Genomic DNA, 26,542 nt, shown 5'->3' on the forward strand with positions numbered 1-26,542 from the left:
CACGTTCCGGTAAGGGGCGGAGCCTTACTCCATCCCCTCTCCCCTGTCTATATCCCTGCCGTCTAAATCTTCTATAATGCCACCCATGCAGAAACATGCCGCCCTGCTTGTCATCGACGTCCAGCCCGACTTCTGCCCCGGCGGCGCCCTCGCCGTGCCTGATGGCGATGCGATCATCCCGCTCATCAACCGCCTGGCCCCCAGGTTCGAGACCGTAATCCTCACCCAGGACTGGCACCCGGCGGACCATATCTCCTTCGCCTCCAGCCATCCAGGCAAGCAACCATTTGAAATGATTGAACTTCCATACGGCCCACAGGTGCTCTGGCCCAGCCATTGCGTGATGGGCACGCCAGGGGCGGCGCTGCACCCGGAACTCGACATCCCGCACGCCCGGATGATCCTGCGCAAGGGCGGCAACCGGCTGGTGGACAGCTATTCCGCCTTCCTGGAGGCCGACCGCGCCAGCAAGACCGGGCTGGACGGCTATCTGCGCTCGCTCGGCATCACCGACCTTTATCTATGCGGCTTGGCCACGGATTTCTGCGTCGCCTGGTCGGCCGAGGACGCGCGGGCCTTCGGCTTCAACGCCACGATCATTGAGGATGCCTGCCGCGCCATCGACCTCAACGGCTCGCTGGCCGCCGCCTGGGCGAAGCTCGCCGCCGCCGGGGTGGCCCGCATCTCCAGCACTCTACCGGCATAAAAAAAGCGGCCTGAAGGCCGCTTTTCTCAAAACCGTTATCGTCCGAACGATCAGTCGAGGCTGATGGAAGAGACTTCCGGACCCTTGGCGCCCTGGACCACACTCATCTTCACGGCCTGGCCTTCCTGCAGCGGGGAGAGACCAGCAGCCTCAAGAGCGGTGGCGTGCACGAACACGTCCTTGCCGCCGTTCTGCGGGCTGATGAAGCCGAAGCCCTTGGTGGCATTGTACCACTTGACGATGCCACCCATCTCCACGGCCGGGCCGCTCGCCTGCTGGCGGGGCGGGCGCGGGGTGCGCGGACGGTCGAAACCACCACCGAAACCGCCGCTGCGCGGCGACGGCGGCGGCGGCGCGTCGCCTTCCTTCACCGAGATCACCTGGTCAACCTGGCGGCCCTTCTGGCCCTGGCCAACCCGCACCTGCAGGATGGAACCCGGCGTCACGGCCTGGAAACCAGCGTTCTGCAGCGAGTTGGCGTGCAGGAACACGTCGCCCGAGCCATCGGCCATCTCGACGAAACCAAACCCCTTCTCGGGGTTGTACCATTTCACCGTAGCCTTTGCCTCAGGGGCAGAGGAAGTGGACCCAAACCCGGAAAAAGACGGCGGGGGAAGGGGCGCATTGCCAAAGAAATTGTCGTCATCAAAGCCGCGGCGGCGATTTTGGCGCTGGCGGTCGTTTTTCGGGGGTCGCACTATAAAAACTGTCCTCTGTGATCTTTCAGGTCGCCCAGCGAGGCCGGACGGCAGGTAGCATAGGGCAGGCGGGCCGGGCCTTCAATCCCGAAATGCAGCCAGCGCCCTGCATCATTGCATAAATCGCCGTGATTTTCGCAGATCTTCGAAAATGACATAACTCGCCGCGCTTGCCCTGCGCCCCTCTGGGCCTTAAGAGCCCCTATGGCTTTCCCCATTGATAATCCGGCCCTGGCCGAAGCGCTCGCCGCGCGCGGCTATTCCTCCCCCACCGCGGTGCAGCTCGCCGTACTGCAGCCCGAGGCCGAGGAACGCGACCTTCTCGTTTCCGCCCAGACCGGCTCAGGCAAGACCGTGGCCTTCGGGCTCGCTCTGGCCAGCACCATTCTCGGCGCCAACACGGCGCTGCCCGCCACGCTGCACCCGCTCGTCCTCGTCATCGCCCCCACGCGCGAGTTGGCGCTGCAGGTCCATGCCGAACTTTCCTGGCTGTATGAGAAGGCCGGCGGGCGCATCGTCGCCTGCGTCGGCGGCATGGACCCGCGGCGCGAGGCCCGGCAGCTCGCCGCTGGCTGCCATATCGTCGTCGGCACCCCGGGGCGCCTGCAGGACCATATCGACCGCGGCAATCTCAAACTGGCCGAACTCGAAGCCGTGGTGCTGGACGAGGCCGACGAGATGCTGGACCTCGGCTTCAAGGACGAGCTGGACTTCATCCTCTCCGCCGCACCCGAGAGCCGCCGCACCCTGCTCTTCTCCGCCACCATCTCCCGGGAAATCGCGGCCCTCGCCCGCGCCTACCAGCAAAACGCCCTGCGCATCGACACGGTCTCCCGCACCGAGCCGCATGCCGATATCGAATACCGCGCCATCGTCGCCCCTGGGCACGAGACCGAGGCAGCACTGGTCAACCTGCTGCGCGCCCAGGAGTCGCGGGCCATCGTGTTCTGCGGCACGCGCGACAATGTGCGCCATCTGCACGCCAGCCTGCTGGCGCGCGGCTTCAACGCTGTGGCGCTGTCGGGCGAGTTGTCGCAAGCCGAGCGCAATACCGCGCTGAACGCTCTGCGCGAGGGCCGCGCCCAGGTCTGCATCGCCACCGATGTCGCGGCGCGCGGGCTGGACCTGCCGGATCTCGGCCTCGTCATCCATGCCGACCTGCCGACCAACAAAGCCACCCTGCTGCACCGCTCCGGGCGCACCGGCCGCGCCGGACGCAAGGGCGTGTGCGTGCTGCTGGTCTCCCCAGTAAAGCGCCGCCGCGCCGAAATCCTGCTCGGCTCGGCCAATATCGAAGCCACCTGGCACAACCCGCCCACGCCGGAGGAAATCCGCGCGCTGGATGCCGGGCGCCTGCTGGAGCATCCGCTGCTGACGCAGCCGCAGGACGAGAGCCAGGACCAGCACCGCGCCGCCCTCGGCCTGCTGGAGCGGTTCAGCCCCGAGGCCATTGCCGCGGCCTTCATCCGCCTCGCCCAGGCACATCTGCCCGAGCCAGCCACAGTGACGATATTGCCGCGGGAGCCTGCCCGCCAGGCCCGCGCCACAGCCACCGCCAAGCCCATCGGGGCGGTCACTGGCAGCGGCAACGGCGTGTGGTTTAGCCTGCCGACCGGGCGCCAGAACAATGCCGACCCGAAATGGCTGATCCCCTTGCTGTGCCGCCGCGGCGGCATCACCAAGGCCGAGATCGGCGCCATCCGCATCTTCGACCGCGAGACCAAGTTCGAGATCCTCGCCACGGCGGCGGAGTCGTTCTTCGCGGCGGCGAGCCAGGCCGCGGCGTCGGACCTGCCGATCGAGCCATCATCGCCGCCGAGCCCGGGCGGCCCCAGGACGCCGCGCCCCCAAGGGCCGAAGCCCGCAGGCAAGCCCTATGCCAAACCGCCGCGCGAAAACGCCGGCCCGTTGAGCGAACAGCAGCGCCGGCGCAAAAACAAGGCCACGAAGGGCGTGCGTTAACTAGTAGCGGCGCAGCAGGGCGGCGAGCCTGCCCTGCACGCGCACCCGCTCAGCCGGGTAGATCTTGGTCTCGTAACGGATATTCGCCGGTTCCAGGGCGATGGAATTGCCCCGCCGGCGCAGCCGCTTCAGCGTCACCTCGCTCTCGTCCACCAGGGCGACGATGATCTGGCCATTCTCTGCCGTCTCGCCCTTGCGGATGATGACGATGTCGCCATCGAGAATCCCGGCCTCGACCATCGAGTCGCCCTCGACCTGCAAGGCGAAATGGTCGCCAGCGCCGAGCAGCGCCACCGGCACGTCCACCTCCTGGGCCTCGTCGCGCAGCGCCTCGATCGGCAGGCCGGCGGCGATCCGGCCATAGAGCGGCAGGCTGATCGCCCCCGCCTCGTTGGCCGCGCGCACGCCCGGCAGCTTGCCAGTGAAATTGCCCTGGATCACGTTCGGCGCGAAGCGCGGCAGTTCGCGTTCCGGCGGCGCCAGGTCCGCCGAGAGCCGCACCACCTCCAGCGCCCGCGCCCGGTGCTTGTGCCGCCTCAGGAAGCCCCGCTCCTCCAGCGCCGTGATCAGCCGGTGGATGCCGGATTTGGAGCGCAGATCCAGCGCCTCCTTCATCTCCTCGAAGCTCGGGCTGCACCCGGTCTCACGCAGATGCTTGTCGATGAACACAAGCAGCTCATGTTGCTTCGTCGTCAGCATGCGTCTCTCCAAACTGGCCAAGGCGCCTTTAGAACAAAGCGCTAACTCAACAATGTTCTAGTTTGGTTCTTGTTTTCGCGTCAAGCGTTTCAGTCATCCAGCCGGATGATCTCGACCATCTCCCCCGGCGCCAGCGCCTCCTGGTAGGGCGGGCGGCGGATCAGCGCCTGGGCCTGCGCCAGCGCCCTCAGCATGGACGAATCCTGCACCGGCAGCGGCACCGCCACCCAGCCCGCCTCGTCCCGTTCCAGCCGGGCGCGCAGGTAATCCTCGCGCAGGTCGTTCGGCTTCAGCGCAGCACCTAGCCGCGCAGGCTCAAGCTGGGGCGCCGCCGCCTCGCCCCCTGCCAGCACGCGCAGCGCCGGGCCGAGAAACAGCACGGCGCAGACAAAAGCGGAGACCGGATTGCCCGGCAGGCCCAGCACCGGCATGGCTTCTACCCGCCCAAAGAGCAGCGGCTTGCCTGGGCGCATCGCGATCTTCCAGAAATCCAGCATGAAGCCCTCGGTGGAGAGCCCCTCCAGCACCAGGTCGTGCGCGCCCACGCTCGCCCCGCCGGTTGTCACCAGCATGTCCGCGCCGCGCGCCGCATCCACGGCGGAGGCAATGGCGGCGCCGTCATCCGGCACGGGGGGCAGCATCACCGGCTCGCCGCCGTGTGCTGCGATGAACGCGGCCAGCATAGGGGTGTTGGCGTTGGCGATGCCGCCATGGCGGATGTCCTCGCCCGGCAGGGCGATCTCGTCGCCCGTGGCCAGCACCGCCACGCGCGGGCGGCGATGCACGCGCAGCCAGCCATGGTTGCCTGCCGCCGCCAGCCCGATCTCCCTCGCCCCTAGCCGCCGCCCGGCGGGAAGCAGCACATCGCCCGCCGCGAAATCCATCCCGGCGCGGCGGATATGCTGGCCCTGCCCGGGGCTCTCCCGCACCGTGACGAAGCCATCCGCCGCATCGGCGTTTTCCTGGATCAGGATGGTATCCGCACCCTCCGGCACGAAACTGCCGGTGAAGATCCGCACCGCCTCGCCCGGCCCCACGCGCCCGGCAAAGGGCCGCCCCGCCGGAGCCTCGCCGATGAGCTTCAGCCGCGCCCCACCCACGCCATCAGCGGCGCGCAACGCATAGCCATCCATGGCCGACACATCGGCCGGCGGCTGCGTCAGCCGCGCCACCACCGGTGCCGCCAGCACCCGGCCCAGCCCGTCCGCCAGGGCGACGATCTCATCCCCCATCGGCCGCAGCCCCGCGAATATCCGGCTCCGCGCGTCCTCAACGCTGATCATGGCTGGATGAACTCCCCCGATTTGCCGCCGGTCTTGCGTACCAGGCGCACCGCCTCGATGCGCATTTCCTTATCCGCTGCCTTCGCCATGTCGTAGATCGTCAGCGCCGCGACGCTCACCGCCGTCAGCGCCTCCATCTCGGCGCCGGTCCGGCCTGTGGTCTTCACCGTGGCGGTGATCTCCACCCCGTCATCTTCGAGGGTCAGATCCACGCTCACGGCGTCCAGCGGCAGGGTATGGCAGAGCGGGATCAGCTCGGCGGTGCGCTTCGCCGCCATGATCCCGGCGATACGCGCCGTGCCCAGCACGTCGCCCTTCTGCATGTTGCCCGCGGCAATCAGCGCCCGGGTCGCGGGCCGCATTGCCACCCGGCCCTTGGCCACTGCCTCGCGTATTGTCTCCGCCTTGGCCGACACATCGACCATGCGGGCCTCGCCCGTCTCCCCGATATGGGTGAGCCGGGTCACGCCGCCCCGAGCAGCCGCCGCACGGCGGCGCCGACATCCGCCTCGCGCATCAGCGCCTCGCCAACCAGGAAGCCCTGCACCCCGGCCTGCTGCAGGCGCTGGATATCGGCGCAGGTCTTGATGCCGGATTCCGAGACGAGGAACCGGTCCGGCGGGCTGAGCCGGGAGAGCGTCTCCGTGGTTTCCAGCGAGGTCACCATGGTCTTGAGGTTGCGGTTGTTGATGCCAAGCAGCGGAGTCTGCAGCCCGAGCGCGCGCTCAAGCTCCTCCTCGTTATGCACTTCCACCAGCACGTCCATATCCAAGGCGCGGGCCAGCGCTTCCAGGTCTCGCGCCTGGGCATCGCCGAGTGCTGCCATGATCAGCAGGATGCAATCCGCCCCCATCGCCCGGCTCTCATAGATCTGCCAGGGGTCGAGGATGAAATCCTTGCGCAGCACCGGCAGCGTCACCGCCGCCCGCGCCGCCTCGAGATAGGCCGTGCTGCCGGAGAAATATTTCTCGTCGGTGAGCACCGAGAGGCAGGCCGCGCCGTTTTCCGCATAGGCCAGGGCCAGGGCCGTTGGGTCGAAATCCGGCCGGATCAGCCCGCCCGAGGGCGAAGCCTTCTTGATCTCGGCGATCAGCCCCGGCCGCCCGGCGGCAGCGGCGTCCATCAGCGCCCGTCCAAAGCCGCGCGGCTTGCCCGCCTCGCGCGCCGCGTGTTTCACCTCGTCCAGCGGCATGGCCGCCTGCCGGGTGGCGATTTCTTCCAACTTATCGGCGCAGATCCGCGCCAGCACATCTTTTTCAGCCACAGTCCCACTCATTGCACAGATACCGTCTTCAGCCGCTCCAGCACATCCGCCGCAGCACCGGTATCGATCGCCGCCGCCGCCCGGGCCACGCCCTCGGGCAGAGCCTCCACCCGCTCCGCCACGATCAGCGCCGCAGCGGCGTTGAACAGGATGGTGTCACGATAACCATTGCGCGCCCCGCGCAGCACCGCCTGCAGCGCCGCCGCATTCTGGGCCGCGTCGCCGCCCTTCAGCGCCTCCAGCGGCACGGGCGCCAAGCCCGCATCCGCCGCCGTCACGGTGAATTCCCTGACCTCCCCATTCCAAAGCGCGGCCACATGGTTCTCGCCGGAGAGGACCAGCTCATCCATCCCGCCGCCATGCACCACCCAGGCGGAGTCGCTGCCCAGGCCGCGCAGGGTCTCGGCCACCGGCCTGACCCAGGCGGGGTCGTACACCCCGACCAGCTGGCGCTTCACCCCGGCGGGATTGGCCATCGGGCCGGTCAAATTGAAGAGAGTGCGCGTGCCCAACTCCACCCGCACCGGGGCGGAATGGCGCAGCGCCGGATGGTGCCGGGGCGCGAACAGGAACACGCAGCCCGCCTCGCGCAGGATCGCGGAAAGCCGCTCCATCGGCGGCTCGATATTCACGCCCAGCGCTGCCAGCACATCCGCCCCGCCCGCGCGGGAGGAAAGCGCCTTGTTGCCATGCTTGGCCACCGGCACGCCGCAAGCCGCCAACACGAAGGTGACGGCGGTGGAAATGTTCAGGCTGGCCGCGCCGTCGCCGCCCGTGCCGCAGACATCGATGGCGTCTTCCGGCGCCTCGATCCGCGTCATCCGCGCGCGCATCGCCGTCACCGCGCCGGTCAGCTCCGCCACCGTCTCGCCGCGGGCGCGCATCGCCATCAGCATGCCGCCGATCTGCGCTGGAGTCGCCTGCCCGTCCATGACGATGCCGAACGCCGCTTCCGCCTCGGCCGCACTCAGGGTCTCGCCCTTGCCCAGGCGCGCCAGCACCGGTTTCAGCGAGGCGGTCATGCCGCTACCGGCTGCGCCTCGCGCGCCAGCCGCAGGAAGTTGCCCAGGATTTGGTGCCCGCCGGAGGTGGCGATGCTCTCCGGGTGGAACTGCACGCCATAGATCGGCAGGGTGGCGTGGCGCAGGCCCATCATGGTGCCATCCTCGGTCCATGCCGTGGCCACCAGGCAATCCGGCATGGTCGTGCGGCGCACGATCAGCGAGTGATAGCGCGTCGCCGTGAACGGATTCGGCAACCCGGCGAACACATCGGTATTGTCGTGGAAGATCGGGCTGGTCTTGCCATGCACCGGCTCGGTGGCGCGGACCACCTCGCCGCCAAAGGCCTGGCCGATGGACTGGTGCCCCAGGCAGACGCCGAACAGCGGCAGTTTGCGCTCGGCGGCCAGCTTCACCAGGTCCAGGCAGATGCCCGCCTCGTTGGGCGTGCAGGGGCCGGGGGAGAGCACGATGGCCTCGGGATTCAGCGCCAGCGCCTCTTCGGGCGTGAGCGCGTCATTGCGCTTCACCAGGCAGTCCGCGCCGAGATCGCCCAAGAACTGCACCAGGTTGAAGGTGAAGCTGTCGTAATTGTCGATAAGCAGGATCATGGCTTGTTACTCCGGCGCGGCGACATAGCGCACCGCATCCTCCGCGGCGCGGAACAACGCCCGCGCCTTTTGCACACTCTCGGCATACTCGGCCTCGGCATCGGAGTCGGCCACCACGCCGACACCGGCCTGCACATACATCTTGCCGTCCTTCAGCACCGCCGTGCGCAGGCCGATGCAGGTGTCCATCGTGCCATTGGCGGCAAAATAGCCGATGCACCCAGCATACAGGCCACGGCGGGAAGGTTCCAGCTCCTCGATGATCTCCATCGCCCGCACCTTCGGCGCGCCGGAGAGCGTGCCCGCCGGAAACCCCGCGACCAGCGCGTCCAGCGCGTCGAGGTCAGAACGCAGCTTGCCCTCCACGGTCGAGGAGATGTGCATCACATGCGAGAAGCGCTCAATGACGAAGCTCTCCACCACGCGCACCGAGCCGATCTCGGCCACGCGGCCGACATCGTTGCGCCCGAGGTCGAGCAGCATCAGGTGCTCGGCCCGCTCCTTCGGGTCGGCCAGCAGCTCGGCCTCCAGCGCCAGGTCCTCCGCCCTGTCGGCGCCACGGCGGCGCGTGCCCGCCAGCGGGCGGATCGTCACCTTGCCGTCGCGGTAGCGGACCAGAATTTCCGGGCTGGAGCCGACGGCGCAGAAATTCCCGAAATCCAGGAAGAACAGGAACGGCGCCGGGTTGATGCGGCGCAGGCTGCGGTACAGCGCGAAGGGCGGCAGAGAGAACTTCGCCTCGAAGCGCTGGCTGGGGACGATCTGGAACGCATCGCCCGCGCGGATGTAGTTCTTCGCCGTCTCGACGACGCCGAGGAACTCCTCCTTCTCCATGTTGGAGGTCTGTTCCAGCGGCTCCAGCAGCCGGCCCGTGAGCTGCGGCACCGGGCGCTCCAGCGCCTGGGCCACGTCATTCAGCCGGGCCTCGGCGGCAGCGTATGCCTCGGCGGCGGAGACACCCTCATGCGGATACACCGGGGCGGCCAGCGTTATCTCGTCGGTCACGCCGTCGAAGATGATGAACACGCCCGGCCGGGCCAGAATGCCATCAGGGATGCCGAGCACATCCGGCTTCAGCGCCGGCAGCTCTTCCATCAGCCGCACCATGTCGTAGCCCAGATACCCCAGCAGCCCGCCGGTCATGGGCGGCAGGCCTTCCGGCACGTTCAGTTGCGTCTCGGCGATCAGCGCCCGCAGGTTCTTCAGCGGCGCCTCGCCCACCGGCACGAAGGCGTCCGGGCTGGTCCGCGCGTCGCGGTTCACCAGGGCGACGCCATGCTCGCAGCGCCAGACCAGATCCGGCGCCATGGCGATGACGGAATAGCGCCCGCGCGCCACGCCGCCCTCCACGCTTTCCAGAAGGAAGGAGTAGGGCTGGCCATGCGCCACCTTCAGGAAGGCGGCGACCGGCGTGAGCAGATCGGCGATCCCGTGCCGCCAGACCAGCGCGCCGCGTCCCTGGTCGTAGGCGGCGCGAAAGGTCTCGAAACGGTCTGGCGAAACGGCGTTCATTCTCTATCCAACGTTACTGGTACAGCTGCGAGAGCAGCTTCTGGTTCACATCCACCTTGTCGCGCTGCTGCAGCCCGTCAAGGAAGCTCTCACCGATATCCTCCTGCAAGAGTTTTGTCATGGACTGGGTGAGCTCGGCGTAATCAGTGGGGTCCTGCTCCGGCGTGGGGTCCACCACCTGGCTCAGCGTCGCCACGGTGAAGCCCGCCGCCGTCTGCTGCATCGTCGCCTGGCCCGGCTTCAGGCTGAACAGCACGGAGACGAACTGCGGATCGATGCCCGCCGGCGGCTGGCCGTCGCGGGTGATGGCGGGGCTGGTGGTCACGCTGTAGTGCTTGGCGGCGGCCAGGGCGTCCAGCTTCTGCCCCTGGTCGAGGGCATAAAGCAGGTCGGCGGCCTTCTGCTCGGCCTCGCGGGTCTGCTGGTCGGCGGTCCAGGCCGCCAGCACCTTGGCCCGCATTTGCGCGAAGGGCGCCAGCGCCGGGGGGATCACGGAGTCGACGGTGAAGGCGAAATAGCTGCCATCCGGCCCGTTGGTGAGCTGCGCCGGGTCGCCCTGATGCGCCGCGAACACCGCCTGCACCACCGCCGCCTTCAGATCATCCCCGCCCGGAATCGGGGCCGGGATGCCATCAGGCGCGTTGCCATTGGCATCCATCGTGCCTTCCAGCGCGGTCAGGCCGAGATTGCCCGGGAGCTGGTCGAGCGGCGTCTGCCCAGCGAGCGCGTCCTGCAACCCGTCCACATCCTGGGCGACATCGGCCTGCGCCTTCTGCAACTGCAATTGCTGGGTGACCTGCGCCCGCAGCGCGGCCTCATCGGGCCCGCCCTGCCCGGCTTGCGTCACCTTGAACACGTACATGCCCGTATCGCCCGCGATCGGCCCGACCACCTTGCCAGGTGCTGCGGCAAACACTGCCGCGGCGAGGCCGGGGTTGGGGATCTGCGTCTGCGTCGCGCTGTCGAGCGCGATGGCGCTGGCGCCGAAGGTCTTGGCCATGGCCTGGATCTTGTCCCAGCTGGCGCCTTTCTTCCACGCCGCCTCAAGGCGCGAGGAGCTGGCGAGGTCGCCCACCGAGAGCACCTGCACGCTGCGCACCGGCACGCTGGGCGCGGAACCTGCGGCGCGGGCCAGGGCTGCGTCCACATCGGCCTCGGCCACCTGCTCTTGCGGGGCCAGCAGCGCCGGGGAGAGGATCACCAGCTTGATCTTGCGGTACTCGGGCGCGGTGAACTGGTCCGGATGGTTACGCCAGTAGCGTTGCAGCACGGCATCGGCGGGCGCGGCGGGAACGGGCTGCGCCGCAACGGGGATCTGCACCATGCTGGCGAAGCGCTGCTCCGCCACGGCGGCGAAGATCTGCCGCAGCATCAGGTCCGGCGGCACCACCCCGGCCAGCACCGGGCCGATCAACTGGCGGTTGCTCAGGTCGTCGCGCACATCGGCGATGAACTGGTCCGGCGAGCTGTTGTTCTGCTGCAGCACCTGGGCGAACTTCGCCTTGTCGAACACCCCGTTGGTCTGGAATTGCGGAATATTGTCCAGCATCTGGCGGATCGCCGCATCCGGCACGGCGAGGCCGAGGTGCCCCGCCTCCTGCTCCAGCACCTGCTTGCGCAGCACCTGCGCCAAAGCCTGCCCAGCCAGCTGCTGGCGCATGGCCTGGTCCGGCTGGGCCTGCCCGGACTGTTCCGCCTGGGTCAGCGCGGCCTGATACGCCGCCTGCACCGCCGTGATGTCCACCGGCTTGCCGGCGACATGCGCGATGGAGGTGCCTCCCCCCGCCAGCGTGAACACGTTGGAGATGCCCCAAAGCACGAAGACGGCGACAAGGAGGCCGATAAGCCCCCGCGCCACCCAGTTGCTCATAATTTTACGGACCCAGACCAGCATCGGCTCTCTTTACCCAAAACCGCCGCCTCTATAGCTAGACCCCAGGAACTGGGCAAATATACGGATGCAACGAGCGACGGAATGCGCGCGGCAACAGAAAGATTGAACATGGGAACTCACGACATGCGGCCACTGATTGCTGGAAACTGGAAGATGCATGGCCGCCTGGCGGATGTGCAGGGCTTTGCCCAGGCGGTCCGCGCCGCCGCCCGGCATACCGACCTGCTGATCTGCCCGCCCTTCACCCTCATCGACCGCTTCGCCACGGCGCTGGCGGGCTCCGGTATCGCTGTTGGCGGGCAGGATTGCCACCCCGCCCCCGAGGGCGCGTTTACCGGCGATGTCTCCGCGCCGATGCTGGCCGAAGCCGGTGCCAGCTATGTCATCCTTGGCCATTCCGAGCGCCGGTACTGCCATGGCGAGACCAATGCCCGTGTCGCCGGGAAGGCGGAGGCGGCGATGTTCGCCGGGCTGACCCCGATCGTCTGCATCGGCGAGACCGAGGCGCAGCGCGACGCCGGCGAAGCCGAGCATGTGGTGCGCCAGCAGCTTATGCACAGCCTGCCCGAGGGCTTTTCCGGGATCATCGCCTATGAGCCGGTCTGGGCCATCGGCACCGGCCGCACGCCCACCGAGGCGGACGTGGCAGCCATGCACGCCGCCATCCGCGCCGTGCTGGCGGAAAAGCTGGGCGAGCCCGGCAAGGCGCTGAAAATCCTCTATGGCGGCTCGGTGAAGCCGGGCAATGCCGCCAGCCTGCTGGCCCTGCCGGAGGTGGACGGCGCGCTGGTGGGCGGCGCCAGCCTGAAGGCCGAGGACCTGCTGGCCATCGCCGCCGCGGCCCCGCGCGGCTGAACCAGCCGCGCGGCTTTTTTAATCAAAGAGACGGATTCACGGTTCGGCTCTGGCGCGGTTGAATAATCGGCCCGCGCGCTCTAGAAGCCGCGAAACCTTTTTCACCCAGGCCCGTAAATGATCAAAGTTCTCCTCGTTCTGCACGTATTCGTCACCATCGCGCTTATCGGCGTGGTGCTGATCCAGCGCAGCGAGGGCGGCGGGCTGGGCCTGGGCGGCGGCCAGGGCATGGGCAGCTTCATGAGCGGGCGCGGCACCGCCAACCTGCTCACCCGCACCACGGCCATTCTGGGCACGCTGTTCTTCGTGAACTCCCTGGCGCTGGCCATCCTGTACAAGAGCAGCACGGCCAACAGCAACGCCGCCATCCTCAACGTCCCGGCGCAGAGCACCCCGGCCGTGCCCGCCCCCGCCGCTCCGGCGGTTCCGGCGCCCGCGCCGCTACCCAGCTCGCTGCCGCAAACCCCGGCTGACGCGCTGCCCCCGCCCGCCCCGGCGGCCCCGGCTCCGGGCAGCGCGCAGTAAGCGCGCTCCCCCCCTCCCGTTTTCTCAACGACTCGTGTAAGGTTGGATTCCATGACGCGGTTTGTTTTCATCACCGGCGGCGTGGTGTCTTCGCTCGGCAAGGGCATCGCCTCGGCGGCTCTCGGCGCGCTGCTCCAGGCGCGCGGCTATTCCGTGCGGCTTCGCAAGCTGGACCCCTATCTCAACGTCGATCCGGGCACGATGAGCCCGTATCAGCACGGCGAAGTGTTCGTCACCGATGACGGGGCCGAGACCGACCTCGACCTCGGCCATTACGAGCGCTTTACCGGCGTGGCGGCGACCAAGGCGGACAATGCCACCACCGGGCGCATCTACTCTGAGGTGATCGCCAAGGAACGCCGGGGCGACTATCTCGGCGCCACCGTGCAGGTGATCCCGCACATCACCGACGCGATCAAGGACGTGATCGTGGGCCAGACCTCCGAGTTCGACTTCGTGCTGGTCGAGATCGGCGGCACGGTCGGCGACATCGAGAGCCTGCCCTTCCTGGAGGCCATCCGCCAGCTCGGCAACGAGCTGACGCCCGAGCGCGCGATGTTCGTGCACCTCACGCTGGTGCCCTACATCCCCTCCGCCGGGGAGCTGAAGACCAAGCCGACGCAGCATTCGGTGAAAGAGCTGCAGAATGTCGGCATCCAGCCGCATATGCTGATCTGCCGCTGCGACCGGCAAATCCCCGAGAATGAGCGGCGCAAGATCGCCAGCTTCTGCAACGTGCGGACCGAGGCCGTGGTCCCGGCGCTGGACATCGACACCATCTACGCCGTGCCCATCTCCTACCACGAGGCGGGGATGGACCGCGAAGTGCTGCGCCATTTCGGCCTGAACTTCGAGGTTGAGCCGAACCTCTCCCACTGGCAGCGCATCGTCGATACCGTGCGCCACCCCGAGGGCGAGGTGCGCATCGCCGTGGTCGGCAAGTATATCAACCTGCTGGACAGCTATAAATCCCTGGCCGAGGCGCTGGCCCATGGCGGCATCGCCAACAAGGTGAAGGTGCAGCTGGAGTGGGTCGACTCCGAGATCTTCGAGCAGCCGGACACGATCGAGCAGCTTGAGGGCGTGCATGGCATCCTCGTGCCTGGCGGCTTCGGCGAGCGCGGCGCGATGGGCAAGGTCGAGGCCGTGCGCTTCGCCCGCGAGCACAACGTGCCGTTCCTCGGCATCTGCTTTGGCATGCAGATGGCGGTGATTGAGGCCGCGCGGAACCTGGCCGGGATGAAGGAGGCTTCCTCCACCGAGTTCGGCCCGTGCGAGGTCCCCATTGTCGGCCTGCTCACCGAATGGGCCCGTGGCAACGAGATCGAACGCCGCCGCGAGGGCGGGGATATGGGCGGCACCATGCGCGTCGGCGCCTTCCCCGCGGCACTGGCGGCGGATTCGCTGGTGCGCGAGGTGTATGACGGCGCGGCGAAGATCTCCGAACGCCACCGCCACCGCTACGAGGTGAACATCCACTACCGCGAGCAGCTGGAAGCCACCGGGCTGCGCTTCTCGGGCCTCTCGCCCGATGGCGTGCTGCCGGAAATCGTCGAGTACCCGGACCACCCCTGGTTCATCGGCGTGCAGTACCACCCGGAGCTGAAGTCCAAGCCGTTCGACCCGCACCCGCTATTCAAGGGTTTCATCGCCGCGGCGGTGAAGCAGTCCCGGCTGGTGTAATTCAACCTTTGCGGGTGAATTACAAAAGTTCGATCGGGTAAGTTGCACTGACCTTTGACCCCGGATAGGCTGTAACCTGACAGTCATCGTCTGGGGTTTTGGGCTCGAAGTGGCGCAATGAGTGATAATCCGGTATTTGTCTTCTCCCCGCATCGGGCCGGGTCAACCTTGCTGGAGCGCGTGCTTAACTGCCATCCTGGCCTCGTCATCTGGGGCGAGCATGGCGGCCTCCTCAACAGCTTCGCCGAAATGGACGAGCTATCCAATCGTTTCGGACCGCTGACGGCGCCGTTGGACGAGCGTAGGCTGGGCGAATTCATCCGCGGCCAGAACCCCATCGATTTCAGCCCCTGGCGCACGCCTGTTTCCAGCGATGGCCTGCGCGCCGCCATGCGGGACTGGATCATCCGCACCTTCCGCACCGGGCTCGCGCCCGAGCAGCGCTGGGGTACGAAGGAAATCCGCTATGGCGGCGAGACGATCACCCGGTTCCTGCAGGAATTGTTCCCGGCCTGCCAGTTCCTGGTCCTCCGCCAGGACCTGACGGAGCTCTGCATCTCCAACATTCTCGCCCCGTGGTCGGTGGATGATCTCCGCTCCCTCGGCACCTTCAGCGACGCGGCGGAGGCCGAGGCCGTGGTGGCGGATTGCGCCTATGCCCTGGCGGCGGTGGACTGGCGGCTTCAGCAGACGCTCGATGTCGCCAGCAGCGCGGCGATGTGCGTCCGCTCGGAATACACTCCGAGCATGACGGACGGCATCTTCGCGTTTCTCAACCTGCCGCAGACACAGGCGATACGCGACACCATCGCCGAAGTGCTGGGGCGTAGAGTCGGGCAGACGGACAAGGACCAGAATATCGGCGCGCTGAACCGCGATTCGATCCGGCAATGGGCGGAGACGCACATCCCCGCCGCGCAACACGAGATCGCCGAGAACGGGCTGGACCGCATGCGCCTCATGGGCCAGGCCAGCCGGGGCAAATATTGCTTTGTCGCTGGCGACCACGCCATGCGCGGCACCGGCCGCACCAGCATGGGCTGGGCCCTGTAGCCGCCTACCAGATCAGCCCGGGCAGAATCGCCGTTGGGCTGAGCTGGTGCGCCGCCGCTTCGGCGGACGCGTTCTCCGGGTGCAAAGCGTGGATGCCCGAGAGCACCCAGCACGAATCGATCCCCGCCGCCGTGGCGCCCGCGATATCGGTGCGCAGCGAGTCACCCACCGCCAGCGTGCGCCCGCGCGCCGTGCCCAGCATCGCCAAAGTGGGCGTATAGATCGCCGGGTCCGGCTTGCCGCGCTGGATCACGCGCCCGCCCTCGGCCTTGTACAGCTCGGCCAGCAGCCCGGCACAGATGATGCGCTGCCCGCCGCGCACCACCTCGTAATCCGGATTGGCGCAGACCATGGGGATGCCCGCCTTCAGCCCAGCTTCCAGCACCGGCCGGTACAGCTCCGGGTCCTGCGGCCCGAGAACATCATCCGGCCCGGTGTTGAGGATGAAATCCGCCGCCGCCGGATCGCCTGCTTCCTCGTAGGGCAGCGTGTCGAACACGTCGCGGTCACGCGGCGGGCCCAGGTGATACAGCCGCCGGCCCAATGTTGCCGCCTCATCCGTGCGGTCGCGCAGCATCAGGTGCACCGCCTCGCCGCTGGACATGATGCCGTGATACAGTTCCGGCACAATGCCCATATTGGCCAGCATGGCGGCGATGCCGGAGGGGCGGCGCGGGGCGTTGGAGAGGAACACCACGGGCTTGCCCGCCGCACGCAGCCTGGCCAGGCAGTCCAGCACGCCAGGATAGGGGGTGACGCCGTCATGCACCACGCCCCAGAGATCGACGATGAAGCCGTCGTATTGCTGCGCCAGTTCGCCGAATCCGCTCATGTCCCCGCCCCCACAGCCTGCGCCACATTGGCGAAGCCCAGAGTCCGCAGTAGCACGGCAAGGCCGGTCTTCAGCTTCGGCAGCAGGGCCGGGCCCTGATAGGCGAAGCCGGTGTAAAGCTGCACCAGCGAGGCCCCCGCCAGGATTTTCGCCAGCGCGTCCTCGGGCGCGGAGATGCCGCCCGCGCCGATGAACATCAGCCTGCCGCCCGCCAGCTTGTAGGCCCGCGCCAGCATGGCGGTGGAGGGCGCGAAGAGCGGCGCGCCGGAAAGCCCGCCTGTCTCGCCCCTGAACGGGCTTTTCAGCGTAGCCGGGCGGGCGATGGTGGTGTTGGAGATGATCAGCCCGGTGACGCCGTGCTGCACAGCCACCGAGATCACCGCCTCCAGCCCGTCCTCGGAGAGGTCCGGGGCGATCTTCACGAAGACCGGCTTGGGCGAGGAAATGCCGGAGAGGATGGCGGCCAAACGCTGCTCGGACTGCAGATCCCGCAGCCCCGGCGTGTTGGGCGAGGAGATGTTGATGGTGATGTAGTCGGCATGCGGGGAGACCGCGTTCACCAGCGTCGGGTAGTCGCGCTCGGGGTCCGCGCCTTCCTTGTTGATGCCGACATTGGCGCCCAGCACCACGCGGCGCCGGTCCACACGCTCGAGGTTCTCCAGGAACACGTCCAGGCCCTCATTATTAAAGCCCATGCGGTTGATCACCGCCTTGTCCTCGGTCAAGCGGAACAGGCGCGGCTTGGGGTTGCCCGGCTGCGGGCGGAGCGTGACGGTCCCGGCCTCGACGAAGCCGAACCCCAGCCGGCCAAGCCCGTTCACGGCGGCGGCGTTCTTGTCGAACCCGGCGGCGAGGCCGATGGGGTTCTTCAGCGTGCGGCCGAAAGCCTGCGTCTCCAGAATCGGGTCGTCCGGCGTGGTGTCCGCCCCCGCGAGGCCCAGGCGCAGCGCCGTGAGGGAGAGGTCATGCGCGGTTTCCGGGTCCAGCCGGCGCATCAGCGGCATCAGCAGAGAGGGCGGGAGCATGCGGCTTACTTCACGTAAACGAGGATGACGGGCGCCTGCCCCCCGGTGCGGGCGGCAAGGGTGACACGCTCCGCCGCCACGCCGTCGGCGGTGATCGAGCGCGCCACGGCGCCGGCCAGCGGGGCGAGGCTTTGCAGCGCCACGGCATCGGCATCAGGCGCTGCACCCTGCGGCGCCTGGGCCGTTACCTCGAACGCGGCCTGTGGCTTGATCGCCAGCGCCTGGTCCACCGCACTCTTCAGCGGTGCTGCGAAATCCTGCGTGCCGGGCTGGATGGTCACCAGCGGGATCCGCCCGGCAAAGGCATCCGCGGCGGAGATGCTGCCAGCCTCCGGCGCAACCGGCTTCGGCGCCAGGGTTTCCCGCCCCGGCAGGGAGCAGGCGGCGAGAGCGAAAACAGCCAGAAGGGCAAGGGCGCGCATAGCTCAGGTGTACCCATGTGCGGCTTGCGCGGCAACAGGGGCGAGGCCATGCTGCGCGGCGAGAAAACGAGAGGGGTAGACTATGCTCGACATGATCATCCGCGGGGCCACCCTGCCGGACGGCCGCGCCAACATCGATATCGGCATCCAGGACGGCAAAATCACCGCCGTCGAGCCGAACCTGACGGCGGAGGCCGGGGAGGTTATCGACGCCACCGGGCGGCTGGTCACCCCGCCCTTCGCCGATGCGCATGTGCATATGGACTCCACCCTCTCCCTCGGCCTGCCGCGCCTGAACGAATCCGGCACGCTGCTGGAGGGCATCGCCCTGTGGGGCGAGTTGAAGCCGCATCTCACCGTGGAGGCGATCTACGAACGGGCGAAGAAGCTCTGCCTGTGGTCGATCGCGCGCGGCACGCTGGCCATCCGCTCCCATGTCGATATCTGCGACGACCGGCTGCTGGCGGTGGAGGCGCTGACGAGGCTGCGCCGCGACATGCGCCCATACCTGGACATTCAGCTCGTCGCCTTCCCACAAGACGGCTACCTGCGCTACCCGAATTCCGCGGCCAATCTGCAACGCGCGCTGGACATGGGCGTGGACGTAATCGGCGGCATCCCTCATTTCGAGCGCACGATGGAAGAGGGCGCGGAAAGCGTGAAGACGCTGATGCGCATTGCCGCCGAGCGCGGCACTCGCGTGGACATGCATTGCGACGAAACCGACGACCCGCGCTCCCGCCATATCGAAACCCTGGCGGCGGAGACCGTGCGGCACGGCATGCAGGGGCGCGTCGCGGGGTCGCATCTCACCTCCATGCATTCCATGGATAATTACTACGTCAGCAAGCTGATCCCGCTGATCGCCGAGGCCGGGGTGGGCGCCATCGCCAACCCGCTCATCAACATCACCCTGCAAGGGCGACACGACACCTACCCCAAGCGCCGCGGCATGACGCGGGTTAAGGAGCTGATGGCGGCGGGCGTGCCGGTCGCCTTCGGGCATGATTGCGTGATGGATCCGTGGTACTCGTTCGGCAGCCACAACATGCTGGAGGTGGCGAGCATGGGGCTGCATGTCGGCCAGCTGACCTCGGTGAAGGAGGTCAATGCCTGCTTCACTGCCGTCACCGAGACGCCCGCGAAAATCCTGGGCTTGCAGAATTACGGCATCGTGCCTGGGTGCAACGCCGATCTCGTGGTGCTGCAGGCGGCGGATGCGTTCGAGGCGATCCGTATTTCCGCCGAGCGTCTCTATGTCATCCGGCGCGGCAAGGTCATCGCCCAGGCGGCCCCGCGTGAGAGCCGGGTGCGCATCGAGGACGCGGAAATTGCCGTTGATTTCACACGCGCGAATTTGGGGTGAGCATGAAAACAATTCTGGTAACCGGCGCCACCGCCGGGTTCGGTGCGGCCTTCGCCCGGCGTTTTGTCCGGGACGGCCACCGCGTCATCGCCACCGGGCGGCGCGTGGAGCGGCTGGAAGCGCTGGCCAAGGAGCTGGGCGAAAACCTGCTCCCCGCGCCGCTGGATGTAACCGATGCCAATTCCGTCGCCGGGTTCCTGGACACCCTGCCGGAAGCTTGGCGGCGCATCGACGTGCTGGTGAACAATGCCGGTCTCGCCCTTGGCCTCTCCCCCGCCTGGGAGGCCGACCTCGCCGACTGGGACAGGATGATCGCCACCAACATCTCCGGCCTCGTGCACATGACCCGCGCCATATTGCCCGGCATGGTCGAGCGCGATGACGGCGTGATCCTGAACCTCGGCTCCGTGGCGGGCGAGTACCCCTATCCCGGCGGCCATGTGTATGGCGGCACCAAGGCCTTCGTGCGCCAGTTCTCGCTCAACCTGCGCGCGGATCTCGTCGGCAAGAACATCCGCGTCACCGATATCGAGCCCGGCATGGTTGGCGGCTCGGAATTCTCCCAGGTGCGCTTCCATGGCGACGAAGCGAAGGCCGCCGCCGTGTATGCCGGGATCACGCCGCTGAACCCGGATGACATTGCCGAAGCCGCATCCTGGATCGTCTCCCTGCCGAAGCACATGAACATCAACCGGATAGAAATGATGCCCACCTGCCAAGCCAGCGGGCCGTTTGCGGTGAAGCGCGACTAGACAACCAGCGCGTGTATTATTAACCTGCTTGTAACTTTTACGGGCAGGTCATGGCAATCGCGCGGGTCAACAGCTTCGCCTTCGCCGGCATCGAGGCACAGCGTGTCGAGGTGCAGGTGCAGATCAGCGCCGGGCTACCCGGCTTCCTCATGGTCGGGCTGCCGGACAAGGCCGTGGGCGAGGCGCGGGAGCGGGTGCGCGCCGCCCTCACCGCCATGGGGCTGTCGCTGCCGCCGAAGCGCGTGCTGATCAACCTCGCCCCCGCCGACATGCTGAAGGAGGGCAGCCATTTCGACCTTCCGGTGGCGCTGGCCGTGCTCGCCGCCATGGATGTGCTGCCCGCCGAGGAGCTGGCGCAATTCGCGGCGCTGGGCGAGCTTTCGCTCGATGGCCGGATCAACCCGGTGGCCGGGGTGCTGCCCGCCGCCATCGCCGCCGCTCAGCGCGGCTGGGGGCTGATCTGCCCGGAGGCCCAGGGCGCCGAGGCCGGATGGGCCGGGGAGATCGAGGCGCTCGCAGCACCCGACCTGCTCAGCCTGATCAACCATTTCCGCGGTACCCAGCTCATGCCCGCCCCGCCTCCGGGTGAACTTGGCGGCGGCGCGAAAACGCTCGACCTAGCCGATGTGCGCGGCATGGAAACCGCCCGGCGGGCGTTGGAGGTGGCGGCGGCAGGCGGGCATAATCTGCTAATATTAATACCTTAAAGACCTACATTCGACGAGTGAAAACTCAATACCCTATTGGACGCGCTACCAAAAGTTAGTCTGGTAGACGGCACGGCACTTGGTGTGCTTCGCCCACTTGCTCAGCAAAACAACCGCATAGTATGTGTGAGACTGGCTAAAAACACTGCCGAAGGGCCCCATCAATTGCAGAGCCAACGATGACACTCGGACCTACTCCGCCCAACATTATCCCGGCAGATAAATTGCTTGTTGAACCTCTTTTGTACAGCAGCCCAGCCTATCCACTTCGACACGTGGAATGGTTGAGAATCGAGTACATAAATTGGTCAGAAACCTTGGTCGGGACAGCGATCGGATTGATATTGGCAACGATTGCCCCCATAGCTCTCCAATTCTTATCGTCCGGCTCACTCCCAGCTGGGACATTTAAGATGCTGGGACTAGAGGCACTAGTATTGTTAGTGTTTTGGATATGGGGCTGGCTAAAGGATACAAAGAGACGCGACACTATCCGCAAAATTTCCAATTTCTTTGATGAAACTGAGTCATAGCCGATGGCCCTAAATACCACCCCTGTCGACCCGAACGATCCCGAAGACTATATCCCGTATGGTCAAATGGACCTCTGCGGAAACACCCTTGAAAACATTCGATATATCGTGGAATTAAAAGGGGTACATCCCGTCCTAATTGGCAAAGGAAAATTTCCGTATATCTGGCTTAGTACTGCCGCTTCTCCCGACTTCTCAAGGTGGAGTTCTCTCGTTGTGCGTAGTACAGCGGTTCATCCTGCCGCAAGAGTTACTAAAACTGGTCAAGCGAGTATGATGGTTTCCCTCTATGGCAAGGAGGTACTTAGCATCTCCGATTTCCAAAATGACTCTGTAAAGATCAACTCAATCGACCTTAGGCCGATCGGGCTAAATATCTTTGGATCAGCAACTGAGCTTCAGGCTGGCGGGAATACCTTTTCTGGCAACAGAATGAGGGGGGGGCGCGCATTTCTTGCCCTGGGTTAGGATACCAACAGAGGACTGCTTGATCTCCCGTCTCTAGTGTTCTGGACGCAACACTTCGTTCCCGTGGCATCAATGGCCGATAGCGGTAGTACAGCAAATCCAGGAGAACTACCCGTCGGCACGCGCACTGTGGCTATTGATCGCAAGCGCCGCGAGCAGGGCAACACTCACAACACCCTTGGGGCACATGCTACGCCCCCCCTACTGGCTGACGCCCAGCGGCTGGCCATTTGGCGAGACCACCACGTTATTGCCGCCGCCAAACGGCACCACGACACCCATAGGCGTTCCCTCAGGGGACGCGGCGATTTGCGGCTGCTGGTAGCTCGGCTGGGCTGTCTCAGGTCGTTGGTATGCAGGCACGGAGGGCGGGGCGTACGTTGTGGACATGGAATGGCATATTTGCCAGGACTGAGCGCAATACGCGAATGCAGAAGGCGCAGTTGCGAGCGCCCCTAACAGAATCACAGCTGTTGATGCTGCCGCAAAACGAATCATTAGCGCCTCTCTGTACTATTCCTGGTTGAAAACCTAGTTTGGTGTGAGTCGCCTGTCTACTGCCCCGGCCCGTGCTGCAGGTGCTCGATGACGCACCCGGTCATTCGCCAGACGCCCCCCGGCCACCCCACCCGGTACCCTTGGCCTGTCCAGCAGAACCCCGAAGATTCCCTGAGCGTTCCGTCACATGCAGCGCCCGGCGATGACGATAACAAAGAACAACCTTTAGCCCGATTTGGGAATGACTTTTGAGGGGCACCCGGTGGTCCGTTCTTGGCTCTGGTAGAATCTGGCTCACGTCACGCGGAATCAATCGACGATCTTGATGACGCGCAACGCGACACGTTCAGCAAACGCATAGCAGACGACAGGTAATCGCATGCACTCGCTGAATTACAGCGCGGTGTGCTGTCGAGGTCATGCTTTCCGATGTCCCAATAGACCTTGCCCCAGTGACTCATTCAGGAACGCCTCGATAATGTGCCACACGAGTGGCATTGACATTTTGGAACACGATGTGCCACAACATTAATAGACTTCAACGGCACATTGGGAGACACGATGCATATTGGATATGCGCGCACATCGACAACGGAGCAGGAGGCGGGCCTGGAGGCCCAGCGGCGCGACTTAACGGCGGCTGGATGCGACCGCGTGTTCAGCGAACAGATCAGCGCAACGGCCACCACACGGCCACAGATGGAGGCGGCGCTCGACTTCGTGCGTGAGGGCGATGTCTTCGTCGTCACCAAGCCGGACCGCTTAGCGCGCTCTGTGGCCGACTTGCTGGCCATCGAGGCGCGGCTGCGGGGTAAGCAGGTGGCTCTCCGGGTGCTGTCGATGGGCGGCACCGAGTTGAACACGCAGAGCCCCACCGGGCGGCTGATGCTGACCATGCTGGGCGCGGTGGCCGAGTTCGAGCGCGCTCTGATGCTGGAGAGGCAACGGGAAGGAATCGCCAAGGCCAAGGGCGAGGGCAAGTACAAAGGCCGCGCTCCGACGGCACTGGCCCAGGCCGACGAGGTTCGGGCGCTTCATGCGGCTGGAGTGGGGCCGGTGGAGATCACGAAGCGCCTGAAGGTGAGCCGCTCGTCCGTCCACCGGATTCTCAAAGGGAGCCGGACGGCTGAACGAATGCCATAATCCTATTTTGCAAGTAGAGATATCTTGCTTCTAACGGCGACCAAGTGAAGACATAAAATTACAGCACTAAGAGCGGCTTGACGAACCTTGTAGAACCCGAGTGGGTCGAATGGTTCGACACAACAGACCTTGAGGCGGCAGTGAGCCTTACAGCTGCCCTAAGGCCTCTTGAAATCGGTCCCTCGTGGTCTGAATTTGTGTCGGTTCTTTCTTGACTGCTGATGCCCGGAAGAATCAACCACAAAAGGGGAGCGATCAGACGATGCGTCGAGCGCTTGTGCTGGAATTTGCCCAGTCCAGAGGCCTGCCCTTTGCGACCGCTGCGACGGCTCTCGCGATCTTCATTCTCGACGCGCTCACCCCGCAGGATATCACGTTTGCGATGCTTTATGTCGCGGTCGTGCTGATGGCCTCCAGCTTTTGCAAGCCGGGCGAGGTTTGGCTCGTCGTCCTGGGATGCGTGGGACTGACGGTTTTGAACTACGCGATAATATCGCCGCCGGCCGCCGCGCCGCAAATCGTGGGGCTCTCCAACATGGTCCTGGCCGTCATGGCGATGGCGCTGACCGCTTTCCTCGCCGTGCGCTATCAGGCGGCGGTGGAGGCGGTGCGCGAGCAGGCCAAGCTCCTCGATCTGACGCATGACTGTATCATCGAGGGCGACATGAACAACGTGATCTCCTACTGGAACCGCAGCGCCGAGGCTTTGTTTGGATGGACCGCGGCCGAGGCCGTCGGCAAGATTTCCTACCAGCTCCTGAGCGCCACCTTCCCGATACCGCTTGACGCCGTCATGACCGAGCTTCTGAGCACGGATCGGTGGGAGGGCGACGTCGTCCGCCGGAAGCGCGACGGAACGTCGGTCATCCAGGCCTGACGCTGGTCGTTGAAGCGCGACGAGCGCGGCCAGCCTGTCGGGATCGTGGAAACCAGCAACGACATCACCGCGCGCCGGCAAGCCCAGGAGGCGCTGCGGGACACGCAGGAGGATCTTGCGCGTGTCAATCGCGTGATGCTGCTGAGCGAGCTGACCTCATCGATCGCCCACGAGGTCAAACAGCCGCTCTCGGCGATCTCCACGAGCGTCGGCGCCGCGACGCGCTGGCTCATCACGGTGCCGCCCCATCTCGACGAGGCCAACGCGGCGCTGGGGAGGATTGCCAGAGACTGCCAGCGCGCCAGCGAGATCATCAGCCGCGTGAGCGCGCTCGCTAAGAAAGAGGTACCGCACAAGGACCAGCTGGACATCAACGCGACCATTCGCGAGGTCATCGCCATGACTGATGACGTCTTGCAGAGGAATCACGTCGTCTTGCGAACCGGCCTGTTGTCCGGCCTGCCGGTGGTGACCGCCGACCGGGTGCAGGTCCAGCAGGTGATCCTCAACCTGATCACCAACGCCGTCGAGGCGATGAAGGGAGAGGCCGAAGACCGGCGTGAGCTGACCGTGAATTCCGGCTGGGACGACGAGACCGACCTGTTCGTCGAAGTGAAGGATTCCGGCACCGGGCTCGACCCGGCTCATATCGACCAGCTGTTCGAGTCCTTCCATACCACCAAGTCCGGCGGCATGGGCCTGGGACTGGCGATCAGCCGCTCGATCGTCAAGGCCCATGACGGCCGGATTTGGGCGGCACCGAACCAGCCCTGCGGCGCCGTCTTCCGCTTTACCCTGCCGGTCCGGAAGGTGTCCTCCGCAGCGTAGCGCTCCCCCTCGATGTCGGGACCGAGCTGGCGTGTCCTGAGACCCGCGTGATGACCACGAACAGCCTCAGCGATGCGCAGCGGTTCTGCTGTGAGCAGCGCGGTGCGGACTGGGCTGTGACCGCTAGGTGAGGCTGTACGGCCAGGGGGAGGCTTTGCGTCTCCTCGGCGAGGGCATGCAGATAACGACTACCACGAGACTCTATGTAGCTGTGGGGAGGTCTATAAGACGTCTGCATGTATCCCCTACAGTATTGATTATCTATAATCATTTACCGCTCAGGGTAGACCAGCAGGGACTGAATGACTGACTTACAGAATCTTAGAGACACTCTTAAGGGCAATCTTAGGGAGCCTCACGTAACCAGCGGAGATTCCAGAAGTCTGGCTCTGCGACTACAGCAAGCCGAATTCCTAATGCTGGTCTCCACGCCCCGTGACGCCGCCGCCAAGGCGCTCGTCGAGCATCTGACCGCCGCTGTGGCCGCCCAAGAGCAGCGCCTCAGACCCCGTGGCCCGAAGGAGCGGCAGCACCTCGAGGACGCGGTGGCGGCTGTCGTCGGGGGCGTGCTGAAGGCCGCGCTGAGGCGGGGCAACATGGTCTTCCGGAGCCGCAGCGAGGACGCCTACAGCGGCGGCGTCGGGTATTCAGCGGCGATGGCCGCACTCAATGGGCTGATCGCTCTCGGCTACCTCCGGCATCACCCAGGCCTGCGATACGAGCATGATGACGGGTTCAGCGAGAACCCAGGCTGGACAGGCTTGGCGAGCCGGTACGAAGCCACGGCGGCGCTCGCAGGTCTGGCAGCGTCCTACGGCATCACCACCGAGACGGTGAAGGGCGCATTTACCACCCGCTTCCCGGCCAAGGCTGAGGTCATCAAGACGCCCGTCGAGCTGAAGCAGTTCAAGACCGGCAGATCGAAGACGGGCGGCGGCCGGTCCATCCGTGTTCCTCGAGGCGACGAGACGTACAAACAGCTCACGGCGGAGGTGAAGCTGGCGAACCGGCTGCTTGCCGCTCCATCGTGGTCCAACTGCAGACCGCCATCGCTGCGCCGTACCTTCCGGGGCGACTGGAGCTTCGGAGGGCGCTGGACAGTCCCTGGCGACTCTCCTGTGCAGATGATGTCTGGGGACGAGCGGCTCGACATCCTGATCGCCGGCCAGCCGGTCTGTGAGCTGGATGCGAGGGGCTCGCAGCTCTCCATCGTCGCGGCGCTGGCCGGTGTGGCGGAACTGCCGGGCGACCCTTACCAGCTCGGGCCGCTGTCTGCCTTCGACCGTGAGGTGGTCAAAGCGGCGGCGACTGTCACGCTTGGCAGCGGCAAGCTGCGGCGGACGTG

At 66.1% G+C, this 26,542-nt stretch carries 26 protein-coding genes and 1 pseudogene; 14 read left to right on the top strand and 13 right to left on the bottom strand.

What is annotated here, in order from left to right:
• Nucleotides 1-85 precede the first annotated feature (85 nt).
• A complete protein-coding gene (gene pncA / locus ACLPJJ_RS09825) occupies nucleotides 86-706 on the top strand; it encodes a bifunctional nicotinamidase/pyrazinamidase (protein ID WP_443590796.1) in 621 nt (206 codons plus the stop codon).
• Between the two features lie 50 nt (nucleotides 707-756).
• Here pncA and ACLPJJ_RS09830 read toward each other — a convergent pair whose 3' ends face one another.
• Nucleotides 757-1,260: a cold-shock protein gene (locus tag ACLPJJ_RS09830; RefSeq protein ID WP_443590797.1), complete on the bottom strand. Its 504-nt coding sequence runs from the start codon at nucleotides 1,258-1,260 to the stop codon at nucleotides 757-759.
• A 348-nt stretch (nucleotides 1,261-1,608) separates the two neighbouring features.
• On the opposite strand from ACLPJJ_RS09830, the gene ACLPJJ_RS09835 reads away from it, so the two are divergent.
• Nucleotides 1,609-3,366 carry a DEAD/DEAH box helicase gene (locus ACLPJJ_RS09835; protein WP_443590798.1) on the top strand — a complete coding sequence of 586 codons (1,758 nt, stop codon included), beginning with the start codon at nucleotides 1,609-1,611 and terminating at the stop codon, nucleotides 3,364-3,366.
• On the opposite strand, the gene lexA is transcribed toward ACLPJJ_RS09835, so the two are convergent.
• The 8 genes from lexA to ACLPJJ_RS09875 form a co-directional block, all read right to left on the bottom strand.
• A complete protein-coding gene (gene lexA / locus ACLPJJ_RS09840) occupies nucleotides 3,367-4,065 on the bottom strand; it encodes a transcriptional repressor LexA (RefSeq protein ID WP_443590799.1) in 699 nt (232 codons plus the stop codon).
• 89 nt (nucleotides 4,066-4,154) lie between these two features.
• Complete coding sequence (locus ACLPJJ_RS09845; protein ID WP_443590800.1) at nucleotides 4,155-5,348, bottom strand: molybdopterin molybdotransferase MoeA; 1,194 nt, start codon at nucleotides 5,346-5,348, stop codon at nucleotides 4,155-4,157.
• Nucleotides 5,345-5,815: a cyclic pyranopterin monophosphate synthase MoaC gene (moaC, locus tag ACLPJJ_RS09850; protein ID WP_443590801.1), complete on the bottom strand. Its 471-nt coding sequence runs from the start codon at nucleotides 5,813-5,815 to the stop codon at nucleotides 5,345-5,347. The genes ACLPJJ_RS09845 and moaC overlap by 4 nt, the downstream gene beginning before the upstream one ends.
• Complete coding sequence (gene trpC, locus ACLPJJ_RS09855; RefSeq protein ID WP_443590802.1) at nucleotides 5,812-6,624, bottom strand: indole-3-glycerol phosphate synthase TrpC; 813 nt, start codon at nucleotides 6,622-6,624, stop codon at nucleotides 5,812-5,814. Before trpC ends, moaC begins: the two co-directional genes overlap by 4 nt.
• Nucleotides 6,621-7,634, bottom strand: coding sequence for an anthranilate phosphoribosyltransferase (gene trpD / locus ACLPJJ_RS09860; RefSeq protein WP_443590803.1), 1,014 nt, complete (start codon nucleotides 7,632-7,634; stop codon nucleotides 6,621-6,623). Before trpD ends, trpC begins: the two co-directional genes overlap by 4 nt.
• Nucleotides 7,631-8,224 (bottom strand): anthranilate synthase component II, encoded by a 594-nt coding sequence (locus ACLPJJ_RS09865; protein WP_443590804.1) that lies wholly within the window; start codon nucleotides 8,222-8,224, stop codon nucleotides 7,631-7,633. The genes trpD and ACLPJJ_RS09865 overlap by 4 nt, the downstream gene beginning before the upstream one ends.
• Before the next feature lie 6 nt (nucleotides 8,225-8,230).
• Nucleotides 8,231-9,736, bottom strand: coding sequence for an anthranilate synthase component I (gene trpE / locus ACLPJJ_RS09870; RefSeq protein ID WP_443590805.1), 1,506 nt, complete (start codon nucleotides 9,734-9,736; stop codon nucleotides 8,231-8,233).
• A gap of 13 nt (nucleotides 9,737-9,749) precedes the next feature.
• Complete coding sequence (locus ACLPJJ_RS09875; RefSeq protein ID WP_443590806.1) at nucleotides 9,750-11,630, bottom strand: SurA N-terminal domain-containing protein; 1,881 nt, start codon at nucleotides 11,628-11,630, stop codon at nucleotides 9,750-9,752.
• A gap of 123 nt (nucleotides 11,631-11,753) precedes the next feature.
• Here ACLPJJ_RS09875 and tpiA point away from each other — a divergent pair, with 123 nt between their 5' ends.
• The 4 genes from tpiA (at nucleotide 11,754) to ACLPJJ_RS09895 (ending at nucleotide 15,746) form a co-directional block, all read left to right on the top strand.
• A complete protein-coding gene (gene tpiA / locus ACLPJJ_RS09880; RefSeq protein WP_443590807.1) occupies nucleotides 11,754-12,485 on the top strand; it encodes a triose-phosphate isomerase in 732 nt (243 codons plus the stop codon).
• A 117-nt stretch (nucleotides 12,486-12,602) separates the two neighbouring features.
• On the top strand, nucleotides 12,603-13,010 hold the full coding sequence (gene secG, locus ACLPJJ_RS09885) for a preprotein translocase subunit SecG (RefSeq protein WP_443590808.1): 408 nt from the start codon (nucleotides 12,603-12,605) through the stop codon (nucleotides 13,008-13,010).
• Nucleotides 13,011-13,061: 51 nt separating this feature from the next.
• Nucleotides 13,062-14,693 (top strand): CTP synthase, encoded by a 1,632-nt coding sequence (locus ACLPJJ_RS09890; RefSeq protein WP_443590809.1) that lies wholly within the window; start codon nucleotides 13,062-13,064, stop codon nucleotides 14,691-14,693.
• 117 nt (nucleotides 14,694-14,810) lie between these two features.
• Nucleotides 14,811-15,746, top strand: coding sequence for a sulfotransferase (locus ACLPJJ_RS09895; protein ID WP_443590810.1), 936 nt, complete (start codon nucleotides 14,811-14,813; stop codon nucleotides 15,744-15,746).
• Nucleotides 15,747-15,750: 4 nt separating this feature from the next.
• On the opposite strand, the gene ACLPJJ_RS09900 is transcribed toward ACLPJJ_RS09895, so the two are convergent.
• The 3 genes from ACLPJJ_RS09900 to ACLPJJ_RS09910 are packed head-to-tail and all read right to left on the bottom strand — an operon-like array spanning nucleotide 15,751 to nucleotide 18,025.
• Nucleotides 15,751-16,578, bottom strand: coding sequence for a TIGR01459 family HAD-type hydrolase (locus ACLPJJ_RS09900; RefSeq protein ID WP_443590811.1), 828 nt, complete (start codon nucleotides 16,576-16,578; stop codon nucleotides 15,751-15,753).
• The gene (locus tag ACLPJJ_RS09905; RefSeq protein WP_443590812.1) at nucleotides 16,575-17,603 is read right to left on the bottom strand and encodes a quinone-dependent dihydroorotate dehydrogenase; all 1,029 of its coding nucleotides are present in this window, start codon (nucleotides 17,601-17,603) and stop codon (nucleotides 16,575-16,577) included. Before ACLPJJ_RS09905 ends, ACLPJJ_RS09900 begins: the two co-directional genes overlap by 4 nt.
• A gap of 5 nt (nucleotides 17,604-17,608) precedes the next feature.
• Nucleotides 17,609-18,025 carry a hypothetical protein gene (locus tag ACLPJJ_RS09910; protein ID WP_443590813.1) on the bottom strand — a complete coding sequence of 139 codons (417 nt, stop codon included), beginning with the start codon at nucleotides 18,023-18,025 and terminating at the stop codon, nucleotides 17,609-17,611.
• 82 nt (nucleotides 18,026-18,107) lie between these two features.
• On the opposite strand from ACLPJJ_RS09910, the gene ACLPJJ_RS09915 reads away from it, so the two are divergent.
• The 4 genes and pseudogenes from ACLPJJ_RS09915 to ACLPJJ_RS09930 all read left to right on the top strand — a co-directional run bounded on the left by ACLPJJ_RS09915 (nucleotide 18,108) and on the right by ACLPJJ_RS09930 (nucleotide 21,851).
• Nucleotides 18,108-19,391, top strand: a complete 1,284-nt coding sequence (locus tag ACLPJJ_RS09915; RefSeq protein ID WP_443590814.1) for an amidohydrolase family protein — start codon at nucleotides 18,108-18,110, stop codon at nucleotides 19,389-19,391.
• 2 nt (nucleotides 19,392-19,393) lie between these two features.
• Nucleotides 19,394-20,143 (top strand): SDR family NAD(P)-dependent oxidoreductase, encoded by a 750-nt coding sequence (locus ACLPJJ_RS09920; protein WP_443590815.1) that lies wholly within the window; start codon nucleotides 19,394-19,396, stop codon nucleotides 20,141-20,143.
• A 50-nt stretch (nucleotides 20,144-20,193) separates the two neighbouring features.
• Nucleotides 20,194-20,847 (top strand): annotated as a pseudogene (locus tag ACLPJJ_RS09925) (magnesium chelatase domain-containing protein); the annotation flags it as partial.
• A 539-nt stretch (nucleotides 20,848-21,386) separates the two neighbouring features.
• A complete protein-coding gene (locus ACLPJJ_RS09930; protein WP_443590816.1) occupies nucleotides 21,387-21,851 on the top strand; it encodes a hypothetical protein in 465 nt (154 codons plus the stop codon).
• Between the two features lie 201 nt (nucleotides 21,852-22,052).
• Here ACLPJJ_RS09930 and ACLPJJ_RS09935 read toward each other — a convergent pair whose 3' ends face one another.
• On the bottom strand, nucleotides 22,053-22,241 hold the full coding sequence (locus ACLPJJ_RS09935; protein WP_443590817.1) for a hypothetical protein: 189 nt from the start codon (nucleotides 22,239-22,241) through the stop codon (nucleotides 22,053-22,055).
• A 669-nt stretch (nucleotides 22,242-22,910) separates the two neighbouring features.
• On the opposite strand from ACLPJJ_RS09935, the gene ACLPJJ_RS09940 reads away from it, so the two are divergent.
• The 4 genes from ACLPJJ_RS09940 to ACLPJJ_RS09955 form a co-directional block, all read left to right on the top strand.
• On the top strand, nucleotides 22,911-23,492 hold the full coding sequence (locus ACLPJJ_RS09940; RefSeq protein WP_443590818.1) for a recombinase family protein: 582 nt from the start codon (nucleotides 22,911-22,913) through the stop codon (nucleotides 23,490-23,492).
• 211 nt (nucleotides 23,493-23,703) lie between these two features.
• On the top strand, nucleotides 23,704-24,369 hold the full coding sequence (locus tag ACLPJJ_RS09945) for a PAS domain-containing protein (protein WP_443590819.1): 666 nt from the start codon (nucleotides 23,704-23,706) through the stop codon (nucleotides 24,367-24,369).
• Nucleotides 24,370-24,378: 9 nt separating this feature from the next.
• Nucleotides 24,379-25,197: a sensor histidine kinase gene (locus ACLPJJ_RS09950; RefSeq protein WP_443590820.1), complete on the top strand. Its 819-nt coding sequence runs from the start codon at nucleotides 24,379-24,381 to the stop codon at nucleotides 25,195-25,197.
• 416 nt (nucleotides 25,198-25,613) lie between these two features.
• Nucleotides 25,614-26,542, top strand: a 929-nt coding sequence (locus tag ACLPJJ_RS09955) for a hypothetical protein (RefSeq protein WP_443590821.1), incomplete at its 3' end; no start/stop codon positions are given.

Origin of the sequence: Acidocella sp. (assembly GCF_052326845.1) — a bacterium.
Classification (GTDB): Bacteria; Pseudomonadota; Alphaproteobacteria; order Acetobacterales; family Acetobacteraceae; genus Acidocella.

Bases quoted from the DNA above. Each gene is read 5' to 3' on its own strand.
- pncA (WP_443590796.1), top strand. From the start codon at position 86: ATGCAGAAACATGCCGCCCTGCTTGTCATCGACGTCCAGCCCGACTTC.
- ACLPJJ_RS09835 (WP_443590798.1), top strand. From the start codon at position 1,609: ATGGCTTTCCCCATTGATAATCCGGCCCTGGCCGAAGCGCTCGCCGCG.
- lexA (WP_443590799.1), bottom strand. From the start codon at position 4,065: ATGCTGACGACGAAGCAACATGAGCTGCTTGTGTTCATCGACAAGCAT.
- ACLPJJ_RS09845 (WP_443590800.1), bottom strand. From the start codon at position 5,348: ATGATCAGCGTTGAGGACGCGCGGAGCCGGATATTCGCGGGGCTGCGG.
- trpC (WP_443590802.1), bottom strand. From the start codon at position 6,624: ATGAGTGGGACTGTGGCTGAAAAAGATGTGCTGGCGCGGATCTGCGCC.
- trpD (WP_443590803.1), bottom strand. From the start codon at position 7,634: ATGACCGCCTCGCTGAAACCGGTGCTGGCGCGCCTGGGCAAGGGCGAG.
- ACLPJJ_RS09865 (WP_443590804.1), bottom strand. From the start codon at position 8,224: ATGATCCTGCTTATCGACAATTACGACAGCTTCACCTTCAACCTGGTG.
- trpE (WP_443590805.1), bottom strand. From the start codon at position 9,736: ATGAACGCCGTTTCGCCAGACCGTTTCGAGACCTTTCGCGCCGCCTAC.
- ACLPJJ_RS09875 (WP_443590806.1), bottom strand. From the start codon at position 11,630: ATGCTGGTCTGGGTCCGTAAAATTATGAGCAACTGGGTGGCGCGGGGG.
- tpiA (WP_443590807.1), top strand. From the start codon at position 11,754: ATGCGGCCACTGATTGCTGGAAACTGGAAGATGCATGGCCGCCTGGCG.
- secG (WP_443590808.1), top strand. From the start codon at position 12,603: ATGATCAAAGTTCTCCTCGTTCTGCACGTATTCGTCACCATCGCGCTT.
- ACLPJJ_RS09890 (WP_443590809.1), top strand. From the start codon at position 13,062: ATGACGCGGTTTGTTTTCATCACCGGCGGCGTGGTGTCTTCGCTCGGC.
- ACLPJJ_RS09895 (WP_443590810.1), top strand. From the start codon at position 14,811: ATGAGTGATAATCCGGTATTTGTCTTCTCCCCGCATCGGGCCGGGTCA.
- ACLPJJ_RS09900 (WP_443590811.1), bottom strand. From the start codon at position 16,578: ATGAGCGGATTCGGCGAACTGGCGCAGCAATACGACGGCTTCATCGTC.
- ACLPJJ_RS09905 (WP_443590812.1), bottom strand. From the start codon at position 17,603: ATGCTCCCGCCCTCTCTGCTGATGCCGCTGATGCGCCGGCTGGACCCG.
- ACLPJJ_RS09910 (WP_443590813.1), bottom strand. From the start codon at position 18,025: ATGCGCGCCCTTGCCCTTCTGGCTGTTTTCGCTCTCGCCGCCTGCTCC.
- ACLPJJ_RS09915 (WP_443590814.1), top strand. From the start codon at position 18,108: ATGCTCGACATGATCATCCGCGGGGCCACCCTGCCGGACGGCCGCGCC.
- ACLPJJ_RS09920 (WP_443590815.1), top strand. From the start codon at position 19,394: ATGAAAACAATTCTGGTAACCGGCGCCACCGCCGGGTTCGGTGCGGCC.
- ACLPJJ_RS09930 (WP_443590816.1), top strand. From the start codon at position 21,387: ATGGCCCTAAATACCACCCCTGTCGACCCGAACGATCCCGAAGACTAT.
- ACLPJJ_RS09935 (WP_443590817.1), bottom strand. From the start codon at position 22,241: ATGTCCACAACGTACGCCCCGCCCTCCGTGCCTGCATACCAACGACCT.
- ACLPJJ_RS09940 (WP_443590818.1), top strand. From the start codon at position 22,911: ATGCATATTGGATATGCGCGCACATCGACAACGGAGCAGGAGGCGGGC.